Below are 20,767 nucleotides of genomic sequence, written 5' to 3'. Positions count from 1 at the left end.
CGAATGACCTATTTTAGAAAAATCCTTGAATATGCGAGACCTTATAAACGTTTCGCATTTTTAAATATAATTTGTAATATCTTTTATGCGCTTTTTAGCACACTTTCATTTATTGCCCTTATACCAGTTATTCAAATCTTATTCGATAAGAGCAAAAGAGTTTTATTAAAACCTGAATACGATGGTATAGCTAGCATCAAAGACTATTTAGTAGATTATTTCAACTACAATGTCACCCTAAGGGTAATTGAAGATGAAATTTCTGCATTAGTATTTATCTGCGGAATTGTAGTGATCTTATTTTTCCTAAAAAATCTATTTGGATATCTAGCAGCATTTTTTATTACATTTCTAAGAAATGGAGTTCTAAAGGATGTTAGAAATGCCCTATATAATAAGATTCTTCATTTACCAATCTCTTATTTTTCTGAAAAGAAAAAAGGAGATACCATTTCTAGAATTACTGCAGATGTGAACGAAGTACAGACATCTTTCCTTTCTATTCTAGAACTAATAGTTAGAGAACCGCTAACTATTATATTTACTATTATAGCAATGTTGATGTTGAGTGCTGAACTCACGATTTTTGTTTTCATTTTTCTACCAATTTCAGGATTTATTATTTCCTTGATTGGTAAAACGCTAAAGAAAAAATCTCAAAAGGCTCAAGAAGAAAATGGGCATTTCTTATCTATAGTAGAAGAAACACTTTCTAGTCTTAAAATTGTAAAAGGTTTTAATGCTGAAAATAAATTTCAGAAGAAATTTGAGGATTCTACAAATAGACTTAATACTATCCTAAACAGTTTAATAAACAGGCAGAATTTAGCCTCACCAACCAGCGAATTTTTAGGGATCTTTGTAATAGTGATCATTCTTTGGTTTGGTGGGAATATGGTTTTAATTGAAGGCTCTTTAGATGCAGCCTCCTTTATCGCTTTTCTAGGATTAGCATACAATATTTTAACCCCAGCAAAACAAATATCTAAAGCTACATATTCTGTCAAAAAAGGGAATGCAGCCGCAGAAAGGATTATCGAGGTATTAGAAACTCCTTCTACTATAGTCGATTCCAAAAAAGCCGTAGTTGCAACTGGTTTTAATTCTAATGTACAAATAAAAAATATTGACTTTAAGTATGAAGATGAATTAGTACTTAAGAATTTCAGCTTAAATGTGCCAAAAGGAAGCACTGTTGCTTTAGTGGGACAGTCTGGTAGCGGAAAATCTACAATTGCGAACCTTGTAACCCGCTTTTACGATGTAAACTCTGGAAGTATAAAGGTTGATGGAGTAGATATCCGTGAGATCACAAAAAGGTCGCTACGAGATCTTATGGGATTGGTGACTCAAGATTCTATTTTATTTAATGATTCTATAAGAGATAATGTAGCCTTAGGTAAAACCAATGCTACAGAGGAGGAGATTATTGAAGCTTTAAAAATAGCTAATGCTTGGGAATTTGTAAAGGATTTACCTAAAGCCTTGGACACCAATATTGGAGATAGCGGTAATAAATTAAGTGGTGGCCAAAAACAAAGACTTTCCATAGCAAGAGCGGTTCTTAAAAATCCACCAATCATGATTCTAGATGAAGCAACTTCGGCATTAGATACCGAAAGTGAAAAATTGGTTCAGAATGCATTGGAAAATATGATGAAAAATCGAACATCCATAGTAATAGCCCACAGGCTATCAACGATTCAAAATGCAGATCTAATTGTGGTAATGCAAAAAGGAGAAATTGTAGAGCAAGGAAAACATACTGAACTTCTGCTTAAAAATGGAACATATAGAAAGCTAGTAGATATGCAGTCTTTCGAATAATATTAATTAAAGATTTAAGAAAAACTAGAAATTTCACAATTTAGGTTAACAATTAGATAAAGGAAATAAGCTGCTTTACAATATTAACTTTTTGGAATAAAAAAAAGGATGAAGTAGGTTCATCCTTTTTTTAAATTAGTTTTCACTTTGGGGAAATGAAAACTTAGGTTTAATTCAATTTATAATCTTTGGGGCAAAAAAAGATTAAATAATATTAACACTTCAAAGATATAAGAAAAACTGGATTCACCAAACAAATAATGTAGTTAACCTAAAAATAATGTACTTAGTCGTTAAGACTAATAAAATTTCCTACATAATTCCTACGAAAATTTTAAATTTTTACTCAACAAGTCCGCTAATTTTAATACATTAATTATAAACAATTCTATTTTTTGAAATTAGAAGAAGAAATATTAATTCAAAGACTTAAAGATCCTAATACTCTTAAAAAAGCTTTTGGTGAATTGGTTACGCAATATAAAGAACGCTTGTATTGGCATATTAGGAATATAGTTAAAGATCATGACGATACAGATGATATCCTTCAAAACACATTTATTAAGATCTTTAAGAATGTACATAGTTTTAAAGGAGACAGCCAACTTTATTCCTGGATGTACCGTATTGCAACTAATGAATCCTTAACTTTTTTAAATAATAAGTCTAAACGCGTTCATTTAAATTCAGAAGAACTTCAGAAGAATTTAATTGAAAATTTAGAAAGTGATGTTTATTTTGAAGGAGATGAAATTCAGCTTAAACTTCAAAAAGCTATTGCAACTCTCCCCGAGAAACAACAATTAGTCTTTAATATGAAATATTTTCAAGAATTAAAATATCGAGAAATTTCAGATATTTTAGGCACCAGTGAAGGGGCACTTAAGGCATCTTATCATATTGCTGTAAAAAAGATTGAAGAATATTTAAAAATGGATTAAACCTTGCTAAAGAATTTGAGTCTAATTATTACATGAAAATGAATTTAGAGAAATATAAAAAGAAATCTGGTTTTAAGATCCCCAATAATTATATGGACGATTTTGAATCTAATTTATTTGAGAAATTGGAAATCTCTTCTGACAGTTTGAAAAATATCAAACCCGGTTTTCTAGTACCTACCGACTATTTTGAAACTATAGAAGGAAAAATTCAGGAAAGAGTAAATGCTGAAAGCACAAGAGGAAAATTAATAAAATTATTTTCTAGAAAGAAAGTTTATTATGCAGCTTCAATAGCAGCGATATTTTTGATATTATTTAGTACTGTATTATTGAAATCTCCACAAGCTTCAGATTTAAATAATTTAGATTACGCTGCAATGGAGCAGTATATCGAAGATGAGGATTTGGATTATAACGATATTTCCAACCTTATTTATGAAGAAGGATTAATAATGGACAACTTTGATTCTTACAGTCTTAACGATCAAGCGGTTTTTGAATATCTGAATGAAAATGTAGAAGATTCAGGTTTAATTTTAGAATAAAATATGAAAAAAGTTACACTTATAATAATACTCTTTATAAGCTTTTTTGGAATTCAAGCTCAAAACAGCAAGGATAAAGAAGATCACAGAAAACAAATTAAAGCTATGAAAGTGGCATTTATAACTCAGGAAATGAAAATGGATCCTGAATTGGCTCAAAAATTCTGGCCTATTTATAACAATTATGAATGTAAAAAAATGGATTTACGCAGAAGAGAGCATGATGAAATTGATAATATTGAAACACTCACTGAGAATGAGGCTGAAAAATTGATTAAAGAATATCAAGATATTGAAAACGAAGAATATCAAATTAAAAAATTACTGTTTTCAGATCTTAAAAAGATAATCTCTGCAAAAGAAATTATTAAACTTCAAAAATTAGAGTCAGATTTTAACAAAAAACTTTGGAAGGAATATAGAGACCGCAAAGAAGGGGAACGAAAAAGAAATTAGAAATAAAATAAAAATAAGTTTTGGTTGGTTAGTTAGAATTTCCGGATCTCGCGATCCGGATTTTCGCTTTTAGACTTATTTCTTAAATTTTAATATTGCAATTCTATTTTTTCCTGCGGCATAGGCTGTAGAATCGTTTAAAAATCGAATTGTGTAAAATCCTTCAGAGGATAAATTTTTCCATTTTTTACCAGCATCCTTAGAATAGGAGATCCCTGTAAATCCTACAACAACCAATTCATTTCCGTTTTTTCCCGGCACATACCTCACGCTACTTTTGTAACCTGGCTCCTGCCCCACCGCAACTAATTCCCAAGTCTTTCCACCGTCTATAGTAATTGCTTTATTAGATTGATTTTCATCAGGCTTAGTATAATCACCACCAATAATGAAACCTCTATTTTCATCGTAAAAGTCTAAACTATAACCTCCCTGCGTAGCAGAACCTTGAATAATTGGAGTTTCGTATACCTCCCAAGTTTCACCTTTATCTGCAGAGAAAAATATTCGAGATTTCATACCACCAGATAAGATCCAAGTTTTATTTCCTTGTATAGCAATATTAGAATTGCTTGCAGCAAATGCCGCTTCTCCTTCTTCCGCAGCGGGTAAATTTTCGCACGCAATTTTATTCCATGTTTTACCAGCATCTCTGGTTATAATTATAGAAAGACAATTTTCCACGGGATCTCCCATGGCAATTCCTTCTTCATCATTCCAAAAAGACATAGCATCATAAAACACTTTTTCATTTTCTTCCTTGTACACTAATTCCATTTTTCCAGAATCACCTGTTTTGTATAAAAGTGCTGGATCTGCAACGCTTAGCATAAAAAAATCTGTAGAGGTACTTGCCACCGCACGAAACTCTGGAGCGAGAGTATCATACTTTTGAACATTGGTTTTCCAGATTTGTTTTTGGGAATCGTACATCCCATACATCCCATTATTTGCTGCAAAAGCTAAATTATTTCCCATCAGCTCAATAGCTCTCACGCTAATAGAGTCTTCTAATATTGTATGCACTTCAACTGAAGTAAAAAAAGAAGGAGCAGATTTCTTCTCTTTGGAATTACAACTAATTACTAATAACAGACCAATAAGGTAGAATAGTTTCATCTATAAGAATTTGATTCAAATATAAAATAATCGACGTCAAAATTGAGTACCTTTGCCACCTTAAAATTAAACTATGCGTTTACACCGAAATTTAGTCTTTGCAACCATCGATGCATTATCAGATATCTTCAATGAAGGAAACTATGCCGATAAAGTAATTGAGAAAACACTAAAACGCGATAAGCGTTGGGGTTCCCGTGATAGAAGTTTTATTGCAGAAACTGTTTACGAAATTGTACGATGGAAACGACTATATACTGAAATTGCTGAAGTTAAAGCGCCATATTCCAGAGAGAATTTATTCAGAGTCTTTGCTGTTTGGGCCACTTTGAGAGGGGTTACTCTTCCAGATTGGAAACAAATTGAGCCTACTCCCAGCAGAAAGATCAAAGGAAAGTTTGATGAGCTTAGCAAAATAAGAAAGTACAAAGAGTCTATTCCAGATTGGATGGATGAATTAGGAGTTAAAGAATTAGGCGAAAAGGTTTGGGAAAAAGAGATCCACGCACTAAATGAACAAGCTCCAGTTGTTCTTAGGGTAAATACCTTAAACACCACAAGAGACAATTTAAGAAGTCTATTAAATGACGAAGGAATTAAGGCAGAGCCTGTAAAAGGTTATCCTTATGCATTACAGTTGGAGGAACGATCTAATGTTTTTAGAACGGAGGCCTTTAAAAAGGGCTTTTTCGAAGTTCAGGATGCTAATTCTCAATTAGTAGCAGAATTTCTAGATGTAAAGCCAGGAATGAGAGTTGTAGATACTTGTGCGGGTGCCGGAGGAAAAACCCTTCACATTGCTGCTTTAATGGAAAATAAAGGGCAAATTATAGCGACTGATATTTATGAGAATAAATTAAAGGAACTTAAAAGAAGAGCAAAAAGAGCACATGCTCACAATATAGATCCAAGAGCTATAGAATCTACCAAGGTCATCAAAAAACTTTATGGAACTGCAGACCGCGTACTTATTGATGCTCCTTGTAGTGGTTTGGGAGTTCTAAGCAGAAACCCGGATGCAAAATGGAAACTTCAACCAGAGTTTATTGAAAAAATCAAAAATACGCAAGCCGAAATTTTAAATACGTATTCTAGAATAGTAAAGGATGGCGGAAAATTAGTTTATGCAACCTGTTCTATTTTACCATCAGAAAATCAAGAACAAGTAGAAAAATTTCTTTCCAGTGAACACGGAAAAGATTTTAAATTGATTAAAGACAGGAAATTACTATCATCAGAATCTGGTTATGATGGATTTTATATGGCACTTCTTCAGAAAAACTAAGAATTAAGTGATGGGAATTAGGGTGTTTTATTTACTATTTCCCTTACTAATCCTTTCGGGATGCAAAACTGAAAATAAAAATTCAGAAATTGCTCTTGAGAATTTTGAAGAACTACATATCCCTACTGAACTAAAAAACTATTATAATAAGGTAGATTTTGGTCTTACAGGAGATGATTTAAAAGAAGATCTCGCAATTACTACAATTGCAAAACACACTCGATTTCTAGAATATTTTGAAAGACATCAGTTTTTGTATTTGGCAGACGAAGATCCTTCGAATACAAGAAATGTTTTGTTGATCTACTCTGGGGAGAGTCGAGATAAAAGAGAGTTTTATTCTGGTAGTAATAAGCACAAACCTCAAACTTTTAATACAGAGCATATTTATCCTCGCTCTTTTATAGAAAATACTGCAGAAGCAGATCTTCACCATTTGCGAACCGCAGACATTAAAATCAATGCTCAAAGAAAAAATTATCGCTTTACCTCAGGGAGCGGAAAATATAAATTGGTCTCTAACAATTCTTGGTATCCTGGAGATGAGTGGGTTGGAGATGTGGCTCGAATGATTTTCTATTTGAATTTGAGATATAACGAAGATTTTACATCTGTGGGTAAATTAGAGTTATTCTTGAGGTGGAACGCCCAAGATCCAGTCTCGACAATTGAAATTCAGAGAAATGAAGTCATATTCAAAGCTCAAGGAAATCGAAATCCATTTATAGACAATCCATATTTAGCGTCTCTAATTTGGGGTGGCACTACGGCTGAAAATAATTGGAAATAACACACAAATTATAAGGTTTTATAATTAGCTTTTTACGATAAATATAGTCAATAAGCTATTTGTAATAATTTGAATTTAGGCTAATAAGTCTCTCTAAAAAAGTTATTTTTGTGCTCACATCAACACACAAAAAAACTTAGAATGATCCTATTCTTCGGAACACAAACCTCAAAGGTTTATGCTGTGCAAACGCACTCTTCCTTATCTGCTCAAAATATTTCAAAATTAGACTGGCTTTTTGGCGACGCTCAACTACTTAACAAATCTGCACTGGCAGATTTTTTTGTTGGTCCCCGAGCCGCTATGGTTTCTCCCTGGAGTACCAATGCCGTAGAAATCACCCAAACGATGGGAATTTCAGGAATAATTAGAACTGAGGAGTTTTTAAAAGTCGACTCTCATTTCCATGATTTTGACCCTATGATTTCACAGAAATATCAAGGTCTAAATCAAGAGATATTTACGGTAAATTCAAAACCGAAATCCGTTTTAGAAATCAAAGATGTTCATGCTTTTAATAAACAGGAAGGCTTGGCTCTTAATGATGAAGAGGTAAAATATTTAGAAGAATTATCTGTTAAACTCGAAAGACCTTTAACAGATTCTGAAGTATTCGGATTCTCACAGGTGAATTCAGAACATTGCCGTCATAAGATTTTTAATGGAACATTTGTGATAGATGGAAAAGAAAAACCATTTTCTCTTTTCAAAATGATCAGAAAGACTTCGGAAGTTAATCCTAACGATATCGTTTCGGCATATAAAGATAATGTAGCTTTTGTAAAAGGACCAAGAGTAGAGCAATTTGCACCAAAAACTCCAGATAAACCAGATTTTTATCAGAATACAGATTTCGATTCTGTTATATCCATAAAAGCTGAAACCCATAACTTTCCAACAACTGTAGAGCCTTTTAATGGTGCTGCTACTGGGAGCGGCGGAGAAATTAGAGATAGATTGGCAGGTGGAAAAGGATCTCTTCCTTTAGCTGGAACTGCGGTTTACATGACTTCTTACTCTCGTTTAGATGGAACTAAAGAATGGGAAAAAGCCACTGAAGAGCGTAAATGGCTATATCAAACTCCCATGGATATTCTTATAAAAGCTTCTAATGGAGCTTCAGATTTTGGGAATAAATTTGGACAACCTTTAATTACTGGTTCTGTTCTCACATTCGAGCATGCTGAAGAAAATCGCTTCTTAGGATATGATAAAGTGATTATGCTTGCAGGAGGAATTGGATACGGAAAAGCCGATCAGGCTATAAAAGATGTACCTAAAAAAGGTGATAAAATTGTTGTGCTTGGTGGTGATAATTATCGAATTGGAATGGGTGGAGCAGCAGTTTCTTCCGCAGATACTGGAGAGTTTAGCAGTGGGATTGAACTAAATGCTGTACAGCGTGCCAATCCAGAAATGCAAAAACGTGCTGCCAATGCCATAAGAGGTATGGTAGAAAGTGAAACAAATCCTATAGTTTCTATTCATGATCATGGTGCAGGTGGACACTTGAATTGTTTGAGTGAATTGGTGGAAGAAACTGGTGGAAATATAGATCTGGATAAATTACCTGTTGGAGATCCAACGCTTTCAGCTAAAGAAATTATAGGGAATGAGTCTCAAGAGCGAATGGGTTTAATTATTCCTAAAAAAGACATGGATGTCTTAAAACGTGTATCTGAACGGGAAAGAGCTCCAATGTATGATGTAGGAGAAGTAACAGAAGATCATAATTTTATGTTCAAAAGTAAGACCACCGGTGAGAAACCGATGGATCTTAAATTGGAAGATATGTTTGGAAGTTCTCCAAAAACAATTATGACAGATAATACTGTACAGAGAAATTATAAGGAATTAAATTATTCTCAAGATAAAATATACAATTACTTAGAGCAGGTGCTTCAGTTAGAAGCAGTGGCTTGTAAGGACTGGTTAACAAATAAAGTAGATAGATGTGTTACCGGAAGGGTTGCAAAACAGCAAACCGCCGGAGCATTGCAATTACCCCTTAATAATTGTGGGGTTATGGCATTAGATTACAATGGAAAAGAAGGTGTAGCAACTTCACTTGGGCACTCCCCTATTTCTGCATTGATAGATCCAGTGGCAGGTTCTAGAAATTCTATTGCAGAGGCACTTACCAATATTATTTGGGCACCAATGGAGCAAGGTTTAAAATCTATTTCCTTGTCTGCAAACTGGATGTGGCCTTGTAATAATGAAGGGGAAGATGCAAGACTATATGAAGCTGTTCAAGGAGTATCAGATTTTGCGATAGAGTTAGGAATAAATGTGCCAACTGGTAAGGATTCTCTATCTATGAAGCAAAAATACAGTGAGGATGGTAGTGAGGTGATCTCTCCAGGAACGGTAATTATTTCTGCAGCTGGACATTGTAAAGACATTACAAAAGTTGTAGAGCCTGTCCTGCAGCCAGAAGGCGATATTTATTATATTAATATTTCCCAAGATATATTTAAATTGGGCGGAAGTTCTTTTGCTCAAACTCATAATAAAGTAGGAACAGAAGTTCCTACTATTAAAAATTCAGAGAACTTTGTAAATACTTTTAATACGGTTCAAAATTTAATTTCTGAAGGTAAAATTCTTGCAGGACATGATGTTGCTTCGGGTGGATTGATTACCACTTTATTAGAAATGTGTTTTTCTGAAGTGAATAGAGGTGCAAAATTAGATCTCTCATCATTAAATGAAAAAGATTCGGTTAAGTTGCTTTTCAATGAGAACTGCGGAATTATCTTTCAAGCAAAGGATACTTCAGTTGAAGCAGTTTTAAATGAAAACAATATCCAATTCTATAAAATTGGAACTCCAACTGAAGGAGATATAGTTTCTGTGATCAATGGAAACGATTCATTCGATTTTGACATTCCTACTTATAGAGATGTTTGGTATAATACGTCATTTATGCTAGATAAGAAACAGAGCGGAACAGATCATGCTACGCGACGTTTCAATAATTATAAAAATCAGCCACTAGAATTTAAGTTTCCAGAGAATTTTTCAGGGAAACTACCTGTTATCGAAGAAGGAATCCCAAGAATTAAAGCCGCTATTATTCGTGAAAAAGGCTCTAATTCTGAGCGAGAAATGGCTCGTGCAATGTACTTAGCAGGTTTTGATGTAAAAGATGTTCACATGACCGATTTGATTTCAGGTCGTGAAAATTTGGAAGAAATTCAATTCATTGCAGCAGTTGGAGGATTCTCTAATTCAGATGTATTAGGAAGTGCAAAAGGTTGGGCAGGAGCATTTTTATATAATGAAAAAGCAAAAGCTGCATTAGACAATTTCTTCAAAAGAGAAGACACCTTATCTCTAGGAGTTTGTAATGGTTGCCAATTGTTCATAGAATTAGGACTTATAAATCAAGATCATGAGCAAAAGCCAAAAATGCTTCATAACAGATCGAATAAATTCGAATGTAATTTTACTTCCGTAGAAATTCAAGAGAACAATTCTGTAATGCTTTCTAGTCTTGCAGGAAGCAAACTAGGAATCTGGGCTGCTCACGGAGAAGGAAAATTCAGTTTTCCTTATGAAGAAAGCAGTTATAATATTGTTGGTAAGTATGGATATGAGGAATATCCTGCTAATCCAAATGGTTCACATTTCAATACCGCTATGTTAACAGATACTACCGGGAGACATTTGGTTATGATGCCTCACTTAGAGCGATCTACTTTTTCTTGGAACTGGGCACACTATCCTAAAGACAGACAGGATGAAGTAACACCTTGGTTAGAAGGATTTTTGAATGCGAACAGATGGCTAAAAGAGAAAAAGTAATTTCAATTAATAATTAGAATTTAATAAGGGAAGGTAAAATTTCCCTTATTTTTTTATAAGATTCATTTGATATAGCTATCAATTTTGCTATTTTGCAAGGAATATCTTATCCAACCACATGATCGAAATTAAACGCATCTTTGATTTTCCATACTACCAATTAGAAAATCATCCATTAGAGAAAGCATTAGTTACAAAATATAATGGCAAATGGGAAGCTTTAAGCACTCAACAATATATAGATAAAGCTAATGCTATAAGTAGAGGATTATTGCGCCTAGGCGTAAAACCAAACGATAAAATTGCATTAATCTCCTCTAGCAATAGAACAGAGTGGAATGTTATGGATATCGGTATTTTACAAATTGGGGCTCAAAACGTGCCTGTTTATCCTACAATATCTCAGGAGGATTATGAATATGTGCTAAATCATAGTGGTGCAACTTATTGTTTTGTTTCAGATAAAGAAGTGCTTGATAAGGTTAATGCGATTAAACATAATACTGAACTAAAAGAAGTTTATAGTTTTGATAACATAGATACCTGTAAAAACTGGTCAGAAATTATTGAGCAGGGGAAAGATGAAAGCAATCAAAAAGAAGTAGATGCTCTTAAAGATGCAGTTTTAGAGGACGATCTTGCTACTATAATTTATACCTCCGGGACCACAGGAAGACCAAAAGGTGTTATGCTTTCTCATAAAAATATTGTGAGTGATGTCATAAATAGTGGGAAAAGAGTTCCATTTGAGACTGGAAAATACGTCTCGGTAAGTTTTTTACCTATCTGCCATATTTTTGAGAGAATGATCTCTTACTTATATCAATACTACAGTGTCTCCATTTACTTTGCAGAATCTATCGATAAGTTAGGTGATAATTTGAAGGAAGTTAAGCCGCATGTTATTTCTGCAGTACCTCGAGTGATAGAAAAGGTGTACGACAAAATTATAGCGAAGGGAACAGCATTAGGGGGAATTAAACAAAAATTATTTTATTGGGCAGTAGAATTAGGTTTACAATACGAACCATACGGAGTTAATGGTTGGTGGTATGAAACACAACTAAGCCTTGCAAGAAAATTGATTTTCTCTAAATGGAAAGATGGATTAGGTGGAAATATAGAACTTATTGTTTCTGGAAGCGCAGCCCTTCAACCTAGACTTACGAGAGTTTTTGCTGCTGCAGAAATCCCAATTATGGAAGGTTATGGATTAACAGAAACATCTCCGGTAGTAGCAGTTAACGATCAGCGTGACAAAGGTTTTAAAATTGGAACAGTTGGTAGAGTGATAGAAAATGTAGAAGTGAAAATTGCTGAAGATGGAGAAATCCTAACAAAAGGACCTAATTTGATGATAGGCTATTATAAAGACAAAGAAAAAACAGATGAAGCCATAGATGTTGATGGCTGGTTTCATACGGGAGACATTGGAGAAGTTGATGCTGATGGTTTCTTAAAGATCACAGATAGAAAGAAAGAAATGTTTAAAACATCTGGTGGTAAATATGTAGCGCCTCAGATTATCGAGAATACAATGAAACAATCTCGTTTTATTGAACAAATTATGGTTATTGGCGAGGGCGAAAAAATGCCTGCAGCCTTTATTCAACCAAATTTTGAGTTTGTGGAAGAATGGGCAAATCGTAAAAATCTTGATATTGGGAAAACTAATGAAGAGATCGTAAAGAATAAGGAAGTAATCGCAAGACTTCAGGAAGAAGTAGATTTCTACAATGAAAAATTTGGTAGCTGGGAGAAGATTAAGAAGTTCGAACTTACTCCTGAAGTGTGGAGTATAGAAAACGATCAACTTACCCCTACTATGAAATTAAAGCGAAGAAATATTAAAGAAAGATATTTAGACTTATATAATTCTATTTACGAAAGATAGAATTAACATCCATATCATTAAGTTATTGTTAAACTCTCCTTTTTAGGGGAGTTTTTTTATGTATTTAGAGTAATTTTAAGCAGATTGTTAGATAGATGAAAAAAAAATGGCTATTTATTATGCGTGCATAATAAATTTTCTTAACTTTGGGTTCATTCTAATATTCACATGAAGGAAAAAACCATCGATTACGTTTTGCGGGCAACTTGGATGGCCGTTTCTAAAATGTATAATGAAGAAGCTGGAAAAGCTGGAAGTACTATGGCTACAGGTTTTGCTCTTTTAAGTATTGATCCCGAAAAAGGAACCCCCTCTACCTCACTCGGCCCAAAAATGGGTATGGAAGCTACTAGTTTATCCCGAATTCTAAAATCTATGGAAGAGAAAGGGTTAATTATTCGTAAAAGGAATCCAGACGACGGAAGAAGTGTATTGCTCCATCTTACCATTTTCGGAAAAGAAATGAGAGAATTCTCTAAAGGGGTCGTTTTAAAATTTGATGAAGCTGTAAAGGAAAATGTAAGTGAAGAAGATCTCAAGACTTTTATAAAAGTAGCTAATTCCATTACAGATCTTATTTCAAATAAAAAGATCTATAATCAAGAAATAAGTTTAAAATAAATATAACAAAAGATAAATTTCAGGTTTTGCCTGAAACAATTTCTATTTAAAATTTACATATGAAAAGAAGAATTAATAAAGTTGCAATTATAGGTTCCGGGATCATGGGAAGCGGGATTGCATGTCATTTCGCAAATATTGGCGTAGAAGTATTGTTATTAGATATAGTTCCCCGTGAACTTACAGATAAAGAGAAAAGTAAGGGATTAACCTTAGAAGATAAAGTTGTAAGAAATAGACTTGTAAATGATTCTTTACAAGCTTCTTTAAAATCTAAACCCTCTACTATTTATAGTCAATCTTTCGCAAGTAGAATTCATACTGGGAATTTAGAAGATGATATTTCAAAGGTTTCAGAAGTAGATTGGATTATAGAAGTTGTTGTAGAAAGACTTGATATTAAAAAGAAGGTTTTTGAACAATTAGAGAAGCATCGTAAAAAGGGAACTTTAATTTCCTCGAATACCTCTGGTATCCCAATAAAATTAATGAGTGAAGGTCGAAGTGAAGATTTTCAGAAGCACTTCTGCGGAACTCACTTCTTTAACCCTGTTCGTTATTTAAGATTATTTGAGATCATTCCTGGACCAGAAACTTCAAAAGAAGTGCTGGATTTCATGAATGAGTACGGAGAGAAATTCCTAGGAAAAAAATCTGTGGTAGCAAAAGACACTGCTGCATTTATAGGTAACCGAGTTGGGATCTTTAGTATTATGAGCCTTTTCCATATGGTGGATGAGGTAGGATTAACAATAGAGGAAGTAGATAAACTTACAGGTCCCGTAATTGGAAGACCAAAATCTGCCACTTTTAGAACGGTAGATGTTGTAGGCTTAGACACTTTGGTTCATGTAGCAAATGGACTACATCAAGGTGTACCTACAGATGAAAAACATGATCTTTTCGCCTTACCAAATTTCATCGATTCTATGATGGACAAGCAATGGTTAGGGAGTAAAAGTGGTCAAGGTTTTTATAAAAAAATAAAGGGTGATGATGGTTCTAGTGAGATTCAGTCTCTAGACCTTAAAACCCTAGAATATAGATCTGCAAAGAAAGCAAGTTTTGCAACGCTAGAGCTTACTAAATCTATAGACAACGTTGTAGATAGATTTAAAGTATTGATAGGCGGAAAGGATAAAGCCGGGGAGTTTTATCGAAAAAATTTATCGGCTCTCTTCGCATATGTATCCAATCGAATTCCGGAGATCACAGATGAATTATATAAAATAGACGATGCAATGAAAGCTGGTTTTGGCTGGGAGCATGGTCCTTTCCAAATTTGGGATGCAGTAGGTGTTGAAAAAGGAATTGAAATGATGAAGGCAGAGGGTGAAGAACCTGCTGCTTGGGTTAAAGAAATGGTAGATTCTGGAATTAAGAGTTTCTATACTGTTAAGGAAGGAAATACTTACTATTATGATATCCCTAAAAAAGAACAAGTAAAAGTTCCTGGACAGGATGCTTTTATTATTCTAGATAATATTAGAGAATCCAAAGAAGTATATAAAAATACAGGAGTAATAGTAGAAGATCTTGGCGATGGAATCCTGAATGTAGAATTCAAAAGTAAAATGAATTCTATTGGAGGTGATGTTTTAGATGGTTTGAATAGAGCATTAGACATTGCTGAAAAAGATTATCAAGGATTAGTAGTTGCGAACAACGGAGCAAATTTCTCTGTGGGAGCAAATATCGGAATGATCTTTATGATGGCTGTAGAGCAGGAATATGATGAGCTAAATATGGCTATTAAATATTTCCAGGATACCATGATGAGAATGAGATATTCTTCTATTCCAACTGTTGCAGCTCCGCACGCTATGACTTTGGGTGGAGGTTGCGAACTTTCTCTTCACGCAGATAAGGTAGTTGCTGCAGCAGAAACTTATATTGGATTAGTAGAATTTGGCGTAGGTGTGCTACCAGGTGGTGGTGGATCTAAGGAAATGACCTTAAGAGCTTCAGACACTTACCACAAGGATGATGTAGAGTTAAACAGACTTAGAGAACATTTCTTAACTATTGCAATGGCTAAAGTATCTACTTCTGCATATGAGGCTTTCGATACAAATATTCTTCAGAAAGGAAAAGATATCGTAGTAGTGAATCCAGATAGACAATTAGCAATTGCTAAAAAGCATGCATTGCTAATGGCTGAAACAGGATATACGCAACCAATCCAGAGAACAGATATTAAAGTTCTAGGAAAACAAGCACTTGGAACTTTCTATGTTGGAACAGACCAAATGTTTGCAGGAAAGTATATAAGCGAGCATGATAAGAAGATCGCTAATAAATTAGCCTACGTTATGGCTGGTGGAGATCTTTCTGATGCAAATTATGTTAGTGAACAATATTTACTAGATCTAGAACGTGAAGCATTTCTTTCTCTTACCGGAGAGCGCAAAACTTTAGAGCGTTTAGAGCACATGATCAAAAAAGGAAAGCCGCTTAGGAATTAGAATTGAGTAATGAGTATTGAGCATTGAGCATTGAGTATTGAGTAATTATAAAGAAAATGCATAAAATTGAAGATTTAAAAATCTGGAGAAAATCTATGGAGTTGACTAAATCAGTTTATAAAATTTGTGCTGAATTACCTTCCGATGAACGATTCGGGCTTATATCTCAGATAAAAAGATGTGCAGTTTCAATACCTTCAAATATTGCTGAAGGTGCTGGAAGAAATTCACAAAAAGAATTCGCTCACTTTCTTTCTATTGCCAATGGTTCTTCTTACGAATTGCAAACTCAGCTCATGCTTTCTATGGAACTTAAATTAATTTCAGAAGACATAATAAAACCAATACTTGAAAATATAATTGAGATACAAAAAATGAATTATGGATTTCAAAAATCCTTATAAAATCTCAATACTAAGTACTAAAATCTAAAATCTATTAAAATGAAAACAGCATATATAGTAAAAGCATACAGAACAGCAGTTGGGAAAGCACCTCGTGGTGTATTCAGATTTAAAAGACCTGATGAATTAGCTGCGGAAACCATCCAGTATATGATGGAGAAACTTCCAAATTTTGATAAAGATAGAATAGACGATGTTATTGTTGGAAATGCAATGCCGGAAGCTGAACAAGGATTAAACGTAGGTAGATTGATCTCTTTAATGGGATTAGATACTGTAAAGGTTCCTGGAGTAACAGTAAATAGATATTGCGCTTCTGGATTAGAAACAATTGCAATAGCATCTGCAAAGATCCAAGCAGGGATGGCAGATTGTATTATCGCAGGTGGTGCAGAAAGCATGAGTTATATTCCTATGGGTGGATATAAGCCAGTTCCAGACTATAAACTTGCAGCACAAGGTCATGAAGATTATTACTGGGGAATGGGACTTACTGCAGAAGCAGTTGCTAATGACTATAAAGTAAGTAGAGAAGATCAAGATGAATTTGCTTTTAACTCTCATCAAAAATCTTTAAAAGCTTTAGCCGAAGATAGATTCCAGGATCAAATAGTGCCTATTACTGTTGATGAAACTTATGTAGATGAAAATGGTAAAAAACAAACCAGATCCTATACTGTAAATAAAGATGAAGGGCCTAGAGCAGGTACTTCAAAGGAAATTCTTGCCAAATTAAGACCTGTTTTTGCAGATGGTGGAAGTGTAACTGCTGGAAATTCTTCTCAGATGAGTGATGGTGCAGCATTTGCACTGATTATGAGTGAAGAAATGGTTAAAGAATTTAATCTAGAACCTATTGCAAGATTGGTGAGTTATACCGCTGTTGGAATTGAGCCAAGAATTATGGGGGTTGCTCCTATTACGGCTATTCCAAAAGCATTGAAACAAGCTGGACTTCAACAAAATGATCTTGAGCTAATTGAATTAAACGAAGCGTTTGCATCTCAATCTTTAGCTGTAGTTAGAACTTTAGGTTTAGATCCAGATAGAGTAAATGTGAATGGTGGAGCAATTTCTATGGGACACCCACTTGGTTGTACTGGTGCAAAACTATCTGTCCAATTATTCGATGAGATGCGTAAACGTGATCTAAAGAATAAATATGGAATGGTAACCATGTGTGTTGGTACTGGACAAGGAGCTGCGGGAGTTTATGAGTTTTTATCTTAACATCAAGTCAATCAAATAAAAATATTTACATCAGAAATTTAAGATCTGATTTTAAAAAATTAATATTCAAATAAAATGAGCACAGAGACAACTAATAAGGAATTACTTCGCGGAGGTCAGTTTTTGGTAAAAGAAACTAGGAGTGAAGATGTTTTCACCCCAGAGGACTTTACCGAGGAACAAAAAATGATGAAAGATTCGGTTAAAGAATTTGTAGATCGTGAAATCTGGCCGAAAAAGGAGGAATTTGAGAAAAAGAATTATGCTTTGACTGAAGAGATAATGCGTAAGGCTGGAGAACTTGGTTTTCTTGGCATTTCTGTTCCTGAAGAATATGACGGAATGGGAATGGGATTTGTCTCTACCATGCTTGTTTGTGACTATATTAGTGGTGCAACAGGATCTGTAGCAACTGCTTTTGGTGCTCATACAGGAATTGGAACTATGCCAATTACCTTATATGGTACAGAAGAGCAAAAGAAAAAATATGTTCCAAAATTAGCTACCGGAGAATGGTTTGGAGCTTATTGTCTAACAGAACCAGGAGCAGGAAGTGATGCTAACTCTGGTAAAACAAAAGCTGTACTTTCTGAAGATGGAAAATCTTACGGTATTAGTGGGCAAAAAATGTGGATCTCCAATGCAGGATTTGCAAATGTTTTTATTGTTTTTGCAAGAATTGAAGATGACAAGAATATTACAGGTTTTATCGTTGAAAATGATCCCTCTAATGGTATTACTTTTGGTGAAGAAGAAAAAAAATTAGGAATTCACTCCTCTTCCACTCGTCAAGTTTTCTTTAATGAAACTAAAGTACCTGTAGAGAATATGCTTGCAGGACGTGGTGATGGTTTTAAAATTGCTATGAATGCATTAAATATCGGTCGTATAAAATTAGCTGCTGCATGTTTAGACGCACAAAGAAGAGTGACTGACCAAGCGGTAAAATATGCTAATGACAGAATTCAATTTGACACTCCTATCGCACAGTTTGGCGCTATTAAACTGAAATTAGCAGAAATGGCAACTTCAGCATATGTTGGAGAATCTGCATCTTATAGAGCTGCTAAGAATATTGAAGATAGAATTAGTAAAAGATTAGAAGAAGGAAATTCCCATGCTGAAGCAGAATTAAAGGGTGTAGAAGAATATGCTATTGAATGTTCTATTTTAAAAGTTGCCTGTTCAGAAGATATTCAAAATTGTAGTGACGAAGGTATACAGGTTTTTGGAGGGATGGGCTTTTCTGCAGATACTCCTATGGAATCTGCTTGGAGAGATGCTCGTATTTCTAGGATCTATGAAGGAACCAATGAAATAAATAGAATGTTAGCGGTAGGAATGCTTGTTAAAAAAGCAATGAAAGGTCATGTAGATCTTCTAGGACCTGCAACTAAGGTAGGAGAAGAACTTACCGGAATTCCATCCTTTGATAAACCAGATTTCTCAGTACTTTTTGCCGAAGAAAAAGATTTATTGAAAAGATTAAAAAAAGTATTTTTAATGGTAGCTGGAAGTGCAGTTCAAAAATTTGGGCCGAAATTAGAAGAGCATCAACAATTGCTTTTGGCTTCTGCAGATATCTTAATTGAGATCTATATGGCAGAATCTGCTATCTTAAGAACTGAAAAAAATGTAAACAGATTCGGAGAAGACACGCAAAAAGAGCAAATTGCAATGTCTAAATTATATTTATATCATGCTGTAGATATTATAAACCAAAAAGCAAAAGAAGGAATTGTATCTTTTGCTGAAGGTGACGAACAGCGTATGATGTTAATGGGACTTAAACGTTTTACGAAATATGACAATCAACCAAATGTTGTTAATCTTAGAAATATAATTGCTGAAAAATTAACTTCAGAAAACTCATACTGCTATTAAATTTAATACAATTAGTACTTTTTACTAATTTTCTAAAAGCCAATTCTATAAAAAGAATTGGCTTTTCCTATTTTATTGAAATTTTAGACCGACAATCTTATTTTATCTCTCAAAATTTAGTGAGAGGGGAAATTCATATACATTAAGGATATCTGCCATGAAAGTTTACTCTCACATAATTATTCATTACAATTGTTCAGTTTTATATGGAATTCATCTATAATTAAACAAATTATGGATTATTGTTTAAAATACAGTATTCAAAATATTGTTTTCATTTATTTATAGTCTTTATACCCCAATATTGCTAAGTTTTCAAAGTTTAATATGTTAAATAACGAAAACCTTAATAATTAAAATGATTATTAGGCAATATCTTTTAAAGATTATTCTATATTGTGAATTATAACCATTAAAACTTATTAAATGAAAAAACTAATTATGGGAATGGCTGCAATAGCCCTACTATTCACTTCCTGTGAAAAGGATCAACCAGAAAATGCTAATGATTTAGCTCAAGAAAGTGTAGATATGAGCGATTTCTACGTGCACACCGATTTTAACGATGAGGATGGTAAAGCAGCGCAAAACGGGAAAAATTGTTACTCTATGAAAAACTTAAATCGACTGTTAAAGGAAGATGATAAGCTTTATAGAAAAATGTATGATATTGAAAAGAATACAAGATCTATTCTTGCTAAACAAGGAAACACTGCTAAAGGGAAACCTGGAAGTGGTGATGGTGGTGGAACTACTCCTCCTCCATCAGATAATTTAGGAATTGTAACCATTCCAGTTATTGTTACTGTAGTTTATAGCAATAGCAATGAAAATATTTCTCAAGCCCAAATTGATTCTCAAATTGCTGTTTTAAATGCAGATTTTAGAGCTCAAAATTCTGATGCTTCGAGTACTCCTTCTGAATTTGCAGGTTTAATAGCAGATACTGAAGTACAATTTACTCTTGCTGGTGTACGTCGTTATAGTAACTCTACTACTCAATGGGGAACTAACGATGCTGTAAAAGGACAATATCCTCCAGTAACTCCAGCTACAACTCTTAATATATGGGTTTGTAATATTGGTGGTGGAATCTTAGGTTATGCACAATTCCCAGGAGGTGCGCCTGAAACTGATGGGGTTGTTGTAGGTCCTAATTACTTTGGTACTACTGGTTATGTTTCTGCTCCTTTTGATGAAGGTAGAACTATGACTCATGAAGTTGGTCACTACTTAAACTTACGTCACATTTGGGGTGATGGAAGATGTCAACAAGATGATTTTGTAGCTGATACTCCATCTTCAGATGGACCAAACTACGGATGTCCTTCATATCCAACTGTAAACTGTCGTTCTACAGATATGACTATGAACTATATGGATTACACAAATGATGCTTGTATGACGATGTTCTCTACAGGTCAGAAATCTCGTTTGAGAACTGTATTTGCTAGTTCAGGACCTAGAGCTGCAATGGCGCCTTAATTCTCAAT

General features: G+C 34.1%; 15 protein-coding genes. 14 read left to right on the top strand and 1 reads right to left on the bottom strand.

Features of this window, described 5'->3' with window-relative positions; genetic code table 11:
- Positions 1-3: 3 nt before the first annotated feature.
- The 4 genes from I130_RS09235 (at position 4) to I130_RS09220 (ending at position 3,772) form a co-directional block, all read left to right on the top strand.
- Positions 4-1,827: an ABC transporter ATP-binding protein gene (locus I130_RS09235; RefSeq protein ID WP_034921991.1), complete on the top strand. Its 1,824-nt coding sequence runs from the start codon at positions 4-6 to the stop codon at positions 1,825-1,827.
- 395 nt (positions 1,828-2,222) lie between these two features.
- A complete protein-coding gene (locus tag I130_RS09230) occupies positions 2,223-2,768 on the top strand; it encodes an RNA polymerase sigma factor (RefSeq protein ID WP_034921988.1) in 546 nt (181 codons plus the stop codon).
- Between the two features lie 38 nt (positions 2,769-2,806).
- Positions 2,807-3,316, top strand: coding sequence for a hypothetical protein (locus tag I130_RS09225; protein ID WP_157480564.1), 510 nt, complete (start codon positions 2,807-2,809; stop codon positions 3,314-3,316).
- Positions 3,317-3,319: 3 nt separating this feature from the next.
- A complete protein-coding gene (locus I130_RS09220; protein ID WP_034921983.1) occupies positions 3,320-3,772 on the top strand; it encodes a hypothetical protein in 453 nt (150 codons plus the stop codon).
- Positions 3,773-3,847: 75 nt separating this feature from the next.
- Here the strand turns inward: I130_RS09220 and I130_RS09215 are convergent, their stop codons facing one another.
- Positions 3,848-4,891, bottom strand: coding sequence for a WD40/YVTN/BNR-like repeat-containing protein (locus I130_RS09215; protein WP_034921981.1), 1,044 nt, complete (start codon positions 4,889-4,891; stop codon positions 3,848-3,850).
- A 73-nt stretch (positions 4,892-4,964) separates the two neighbouring features.
- Between I130_RS09215 and I130_RS09210 the strand changes: the two genes are divergently transcribed.
- The 10 genes from I130_RS09210 to I130_RS09165 all read left to right on the top strand — a co-directional run bounded on the left by I130_RS09210 (position 4,965) and on the right by I130_RS09165 (position 20,759).
- Positions 4,965-6,176 carry an RsmB/NOP family class I SAM-dependent RNA methyltransferase gene (locus I130_RS09210; protein ID WP_034921979.1) on the top strand — a complete coding sequence of 404 codons (1,212 nt, stop codon included), beginning with the start codon at positions 4,965-4,967 and terminating at the stop codon, positions 6,174-6,176.
- 10 nt (positions 6,177-6,186) lie between these two features.
- The gene (locus I130_RS09205; RefSeq protein WP_034921978.1) at positions 6,187-6,966 is read left to right on the top strand and encodes an endonuclease I family protein; all 780 of its coding nucleotides are present in this window, start codon (positions 6,187-6,189) and stop codon (positions 6,964-6,966) included.
- Positions 6,967-7,107: 141 nt separating this feature from the next.
- Positions 7,108-10,776, top strand: coding sequence for a phosphoribosylformylglycinamidine synthase (gene purL / locus I130_RS09200; protein WP_034921977.1), 3,669 nt, complete (start codon positions 7,108-7,110; stop codon positions 10,774-10,776).
- Between the two features lie 118 nt (positions 10,777-10,894).
- Complete coding sequence (locus I130_RS09195) at positions 10,895-12,670, top strand: AMP-dependent synthetase/ligase (protein WP_034921976.1); 1,776 nt, start codon at positions 10,895-10,897, stop codon at positions 12,668-12,670.
- Positions 12,671-12,838: 168 nt separating this feature from the next.
- Positions 12,839-13,291, top strand: coding sequence for a MarR family winged helix-turn-helix transcriptional regulator (locus I130_RS09190; RefSeq protein ID WP_034921975.1), 453 nt, complete (start codon positions 12,839-12,841; stop codon positions 13,289-13,291).
- Between the two features lie 59 nt (positions 13,292-13,350).
- A complete protein-coding gene (locus I130_RS09185) occupies positions 13,351-15,756 on the top strand; it encodes a 3-hydroxyacyl-CoA dehydrogenase/enoyl-CoA hydratase family protein (protein ID WP_034921974.1) in 2,406 nt (801 codons plus the stop codon).
- A 56-nt stretch (positions 15,757-15,812) separates the two neighbouring features.
- The gene (locus I130_RS09180) at positions 15,813-16,160 is read left to right on the top strand and encodes a four helix bundle protein (protein ID WP_034921972.1); all 348 of its coding nucleotides are present in this window, start codon (positions 15,813-15,815) and stop codon (positions 16,158-16,160) included.
- A gap of 39 nt (positions 16,161-16,199) precedes the next feature.
- Positions 16,200-17,390, top strand: coding sequence for an acetyl-CoA C-acyltransferase (locus I130_RS09175; RefSeq protein ID WP_034921970.1), 1,191 nt, complete (start codon positions 16,200-16,202; stop codon positions 17,388-17,390).
- 75 nt (positions 17,391-17,465) lie between these two features.
- Positions 17,466-19,274, top strand: a complete 1,809-nt coding sequence (locus tag I130_RS09170; RefSeq protein ID WP_034921968.1) for an acyl-CoA dehydrogenase family protein — start codon at positions 17,466-17,468, stop codon at positions 19,272-19,274.
- Between the two features lie 426 nt (positions 19,275-19,700).
- The gene (locus I130_RS09165) at positions 19,701-20,759 is read left to right on the top strand and encodes a zinc metalloprotease (protein WP_034921966.1); all 1,059 of its coding nucleotides are present in this window, start codon (positions 19,701-19,703) and stop codon (positions 20,757-20,759) included.
- Positions 20,760-20,767 lie beyond the last annotated feature (8 nt).

This window comes from Gillisia sp. CAL575 (genome assembly GCF_000403785.1).
Lineage (GTDB): Bacteria > Bacteroidota > Bacteroidia > Flavobacteriales > Flavobacteriaceae > Gillisia.
Note: the sequence above shows the minus strand (reverse complement) of the source record. Positions and strands in the feature narration are given on the sequence as shown.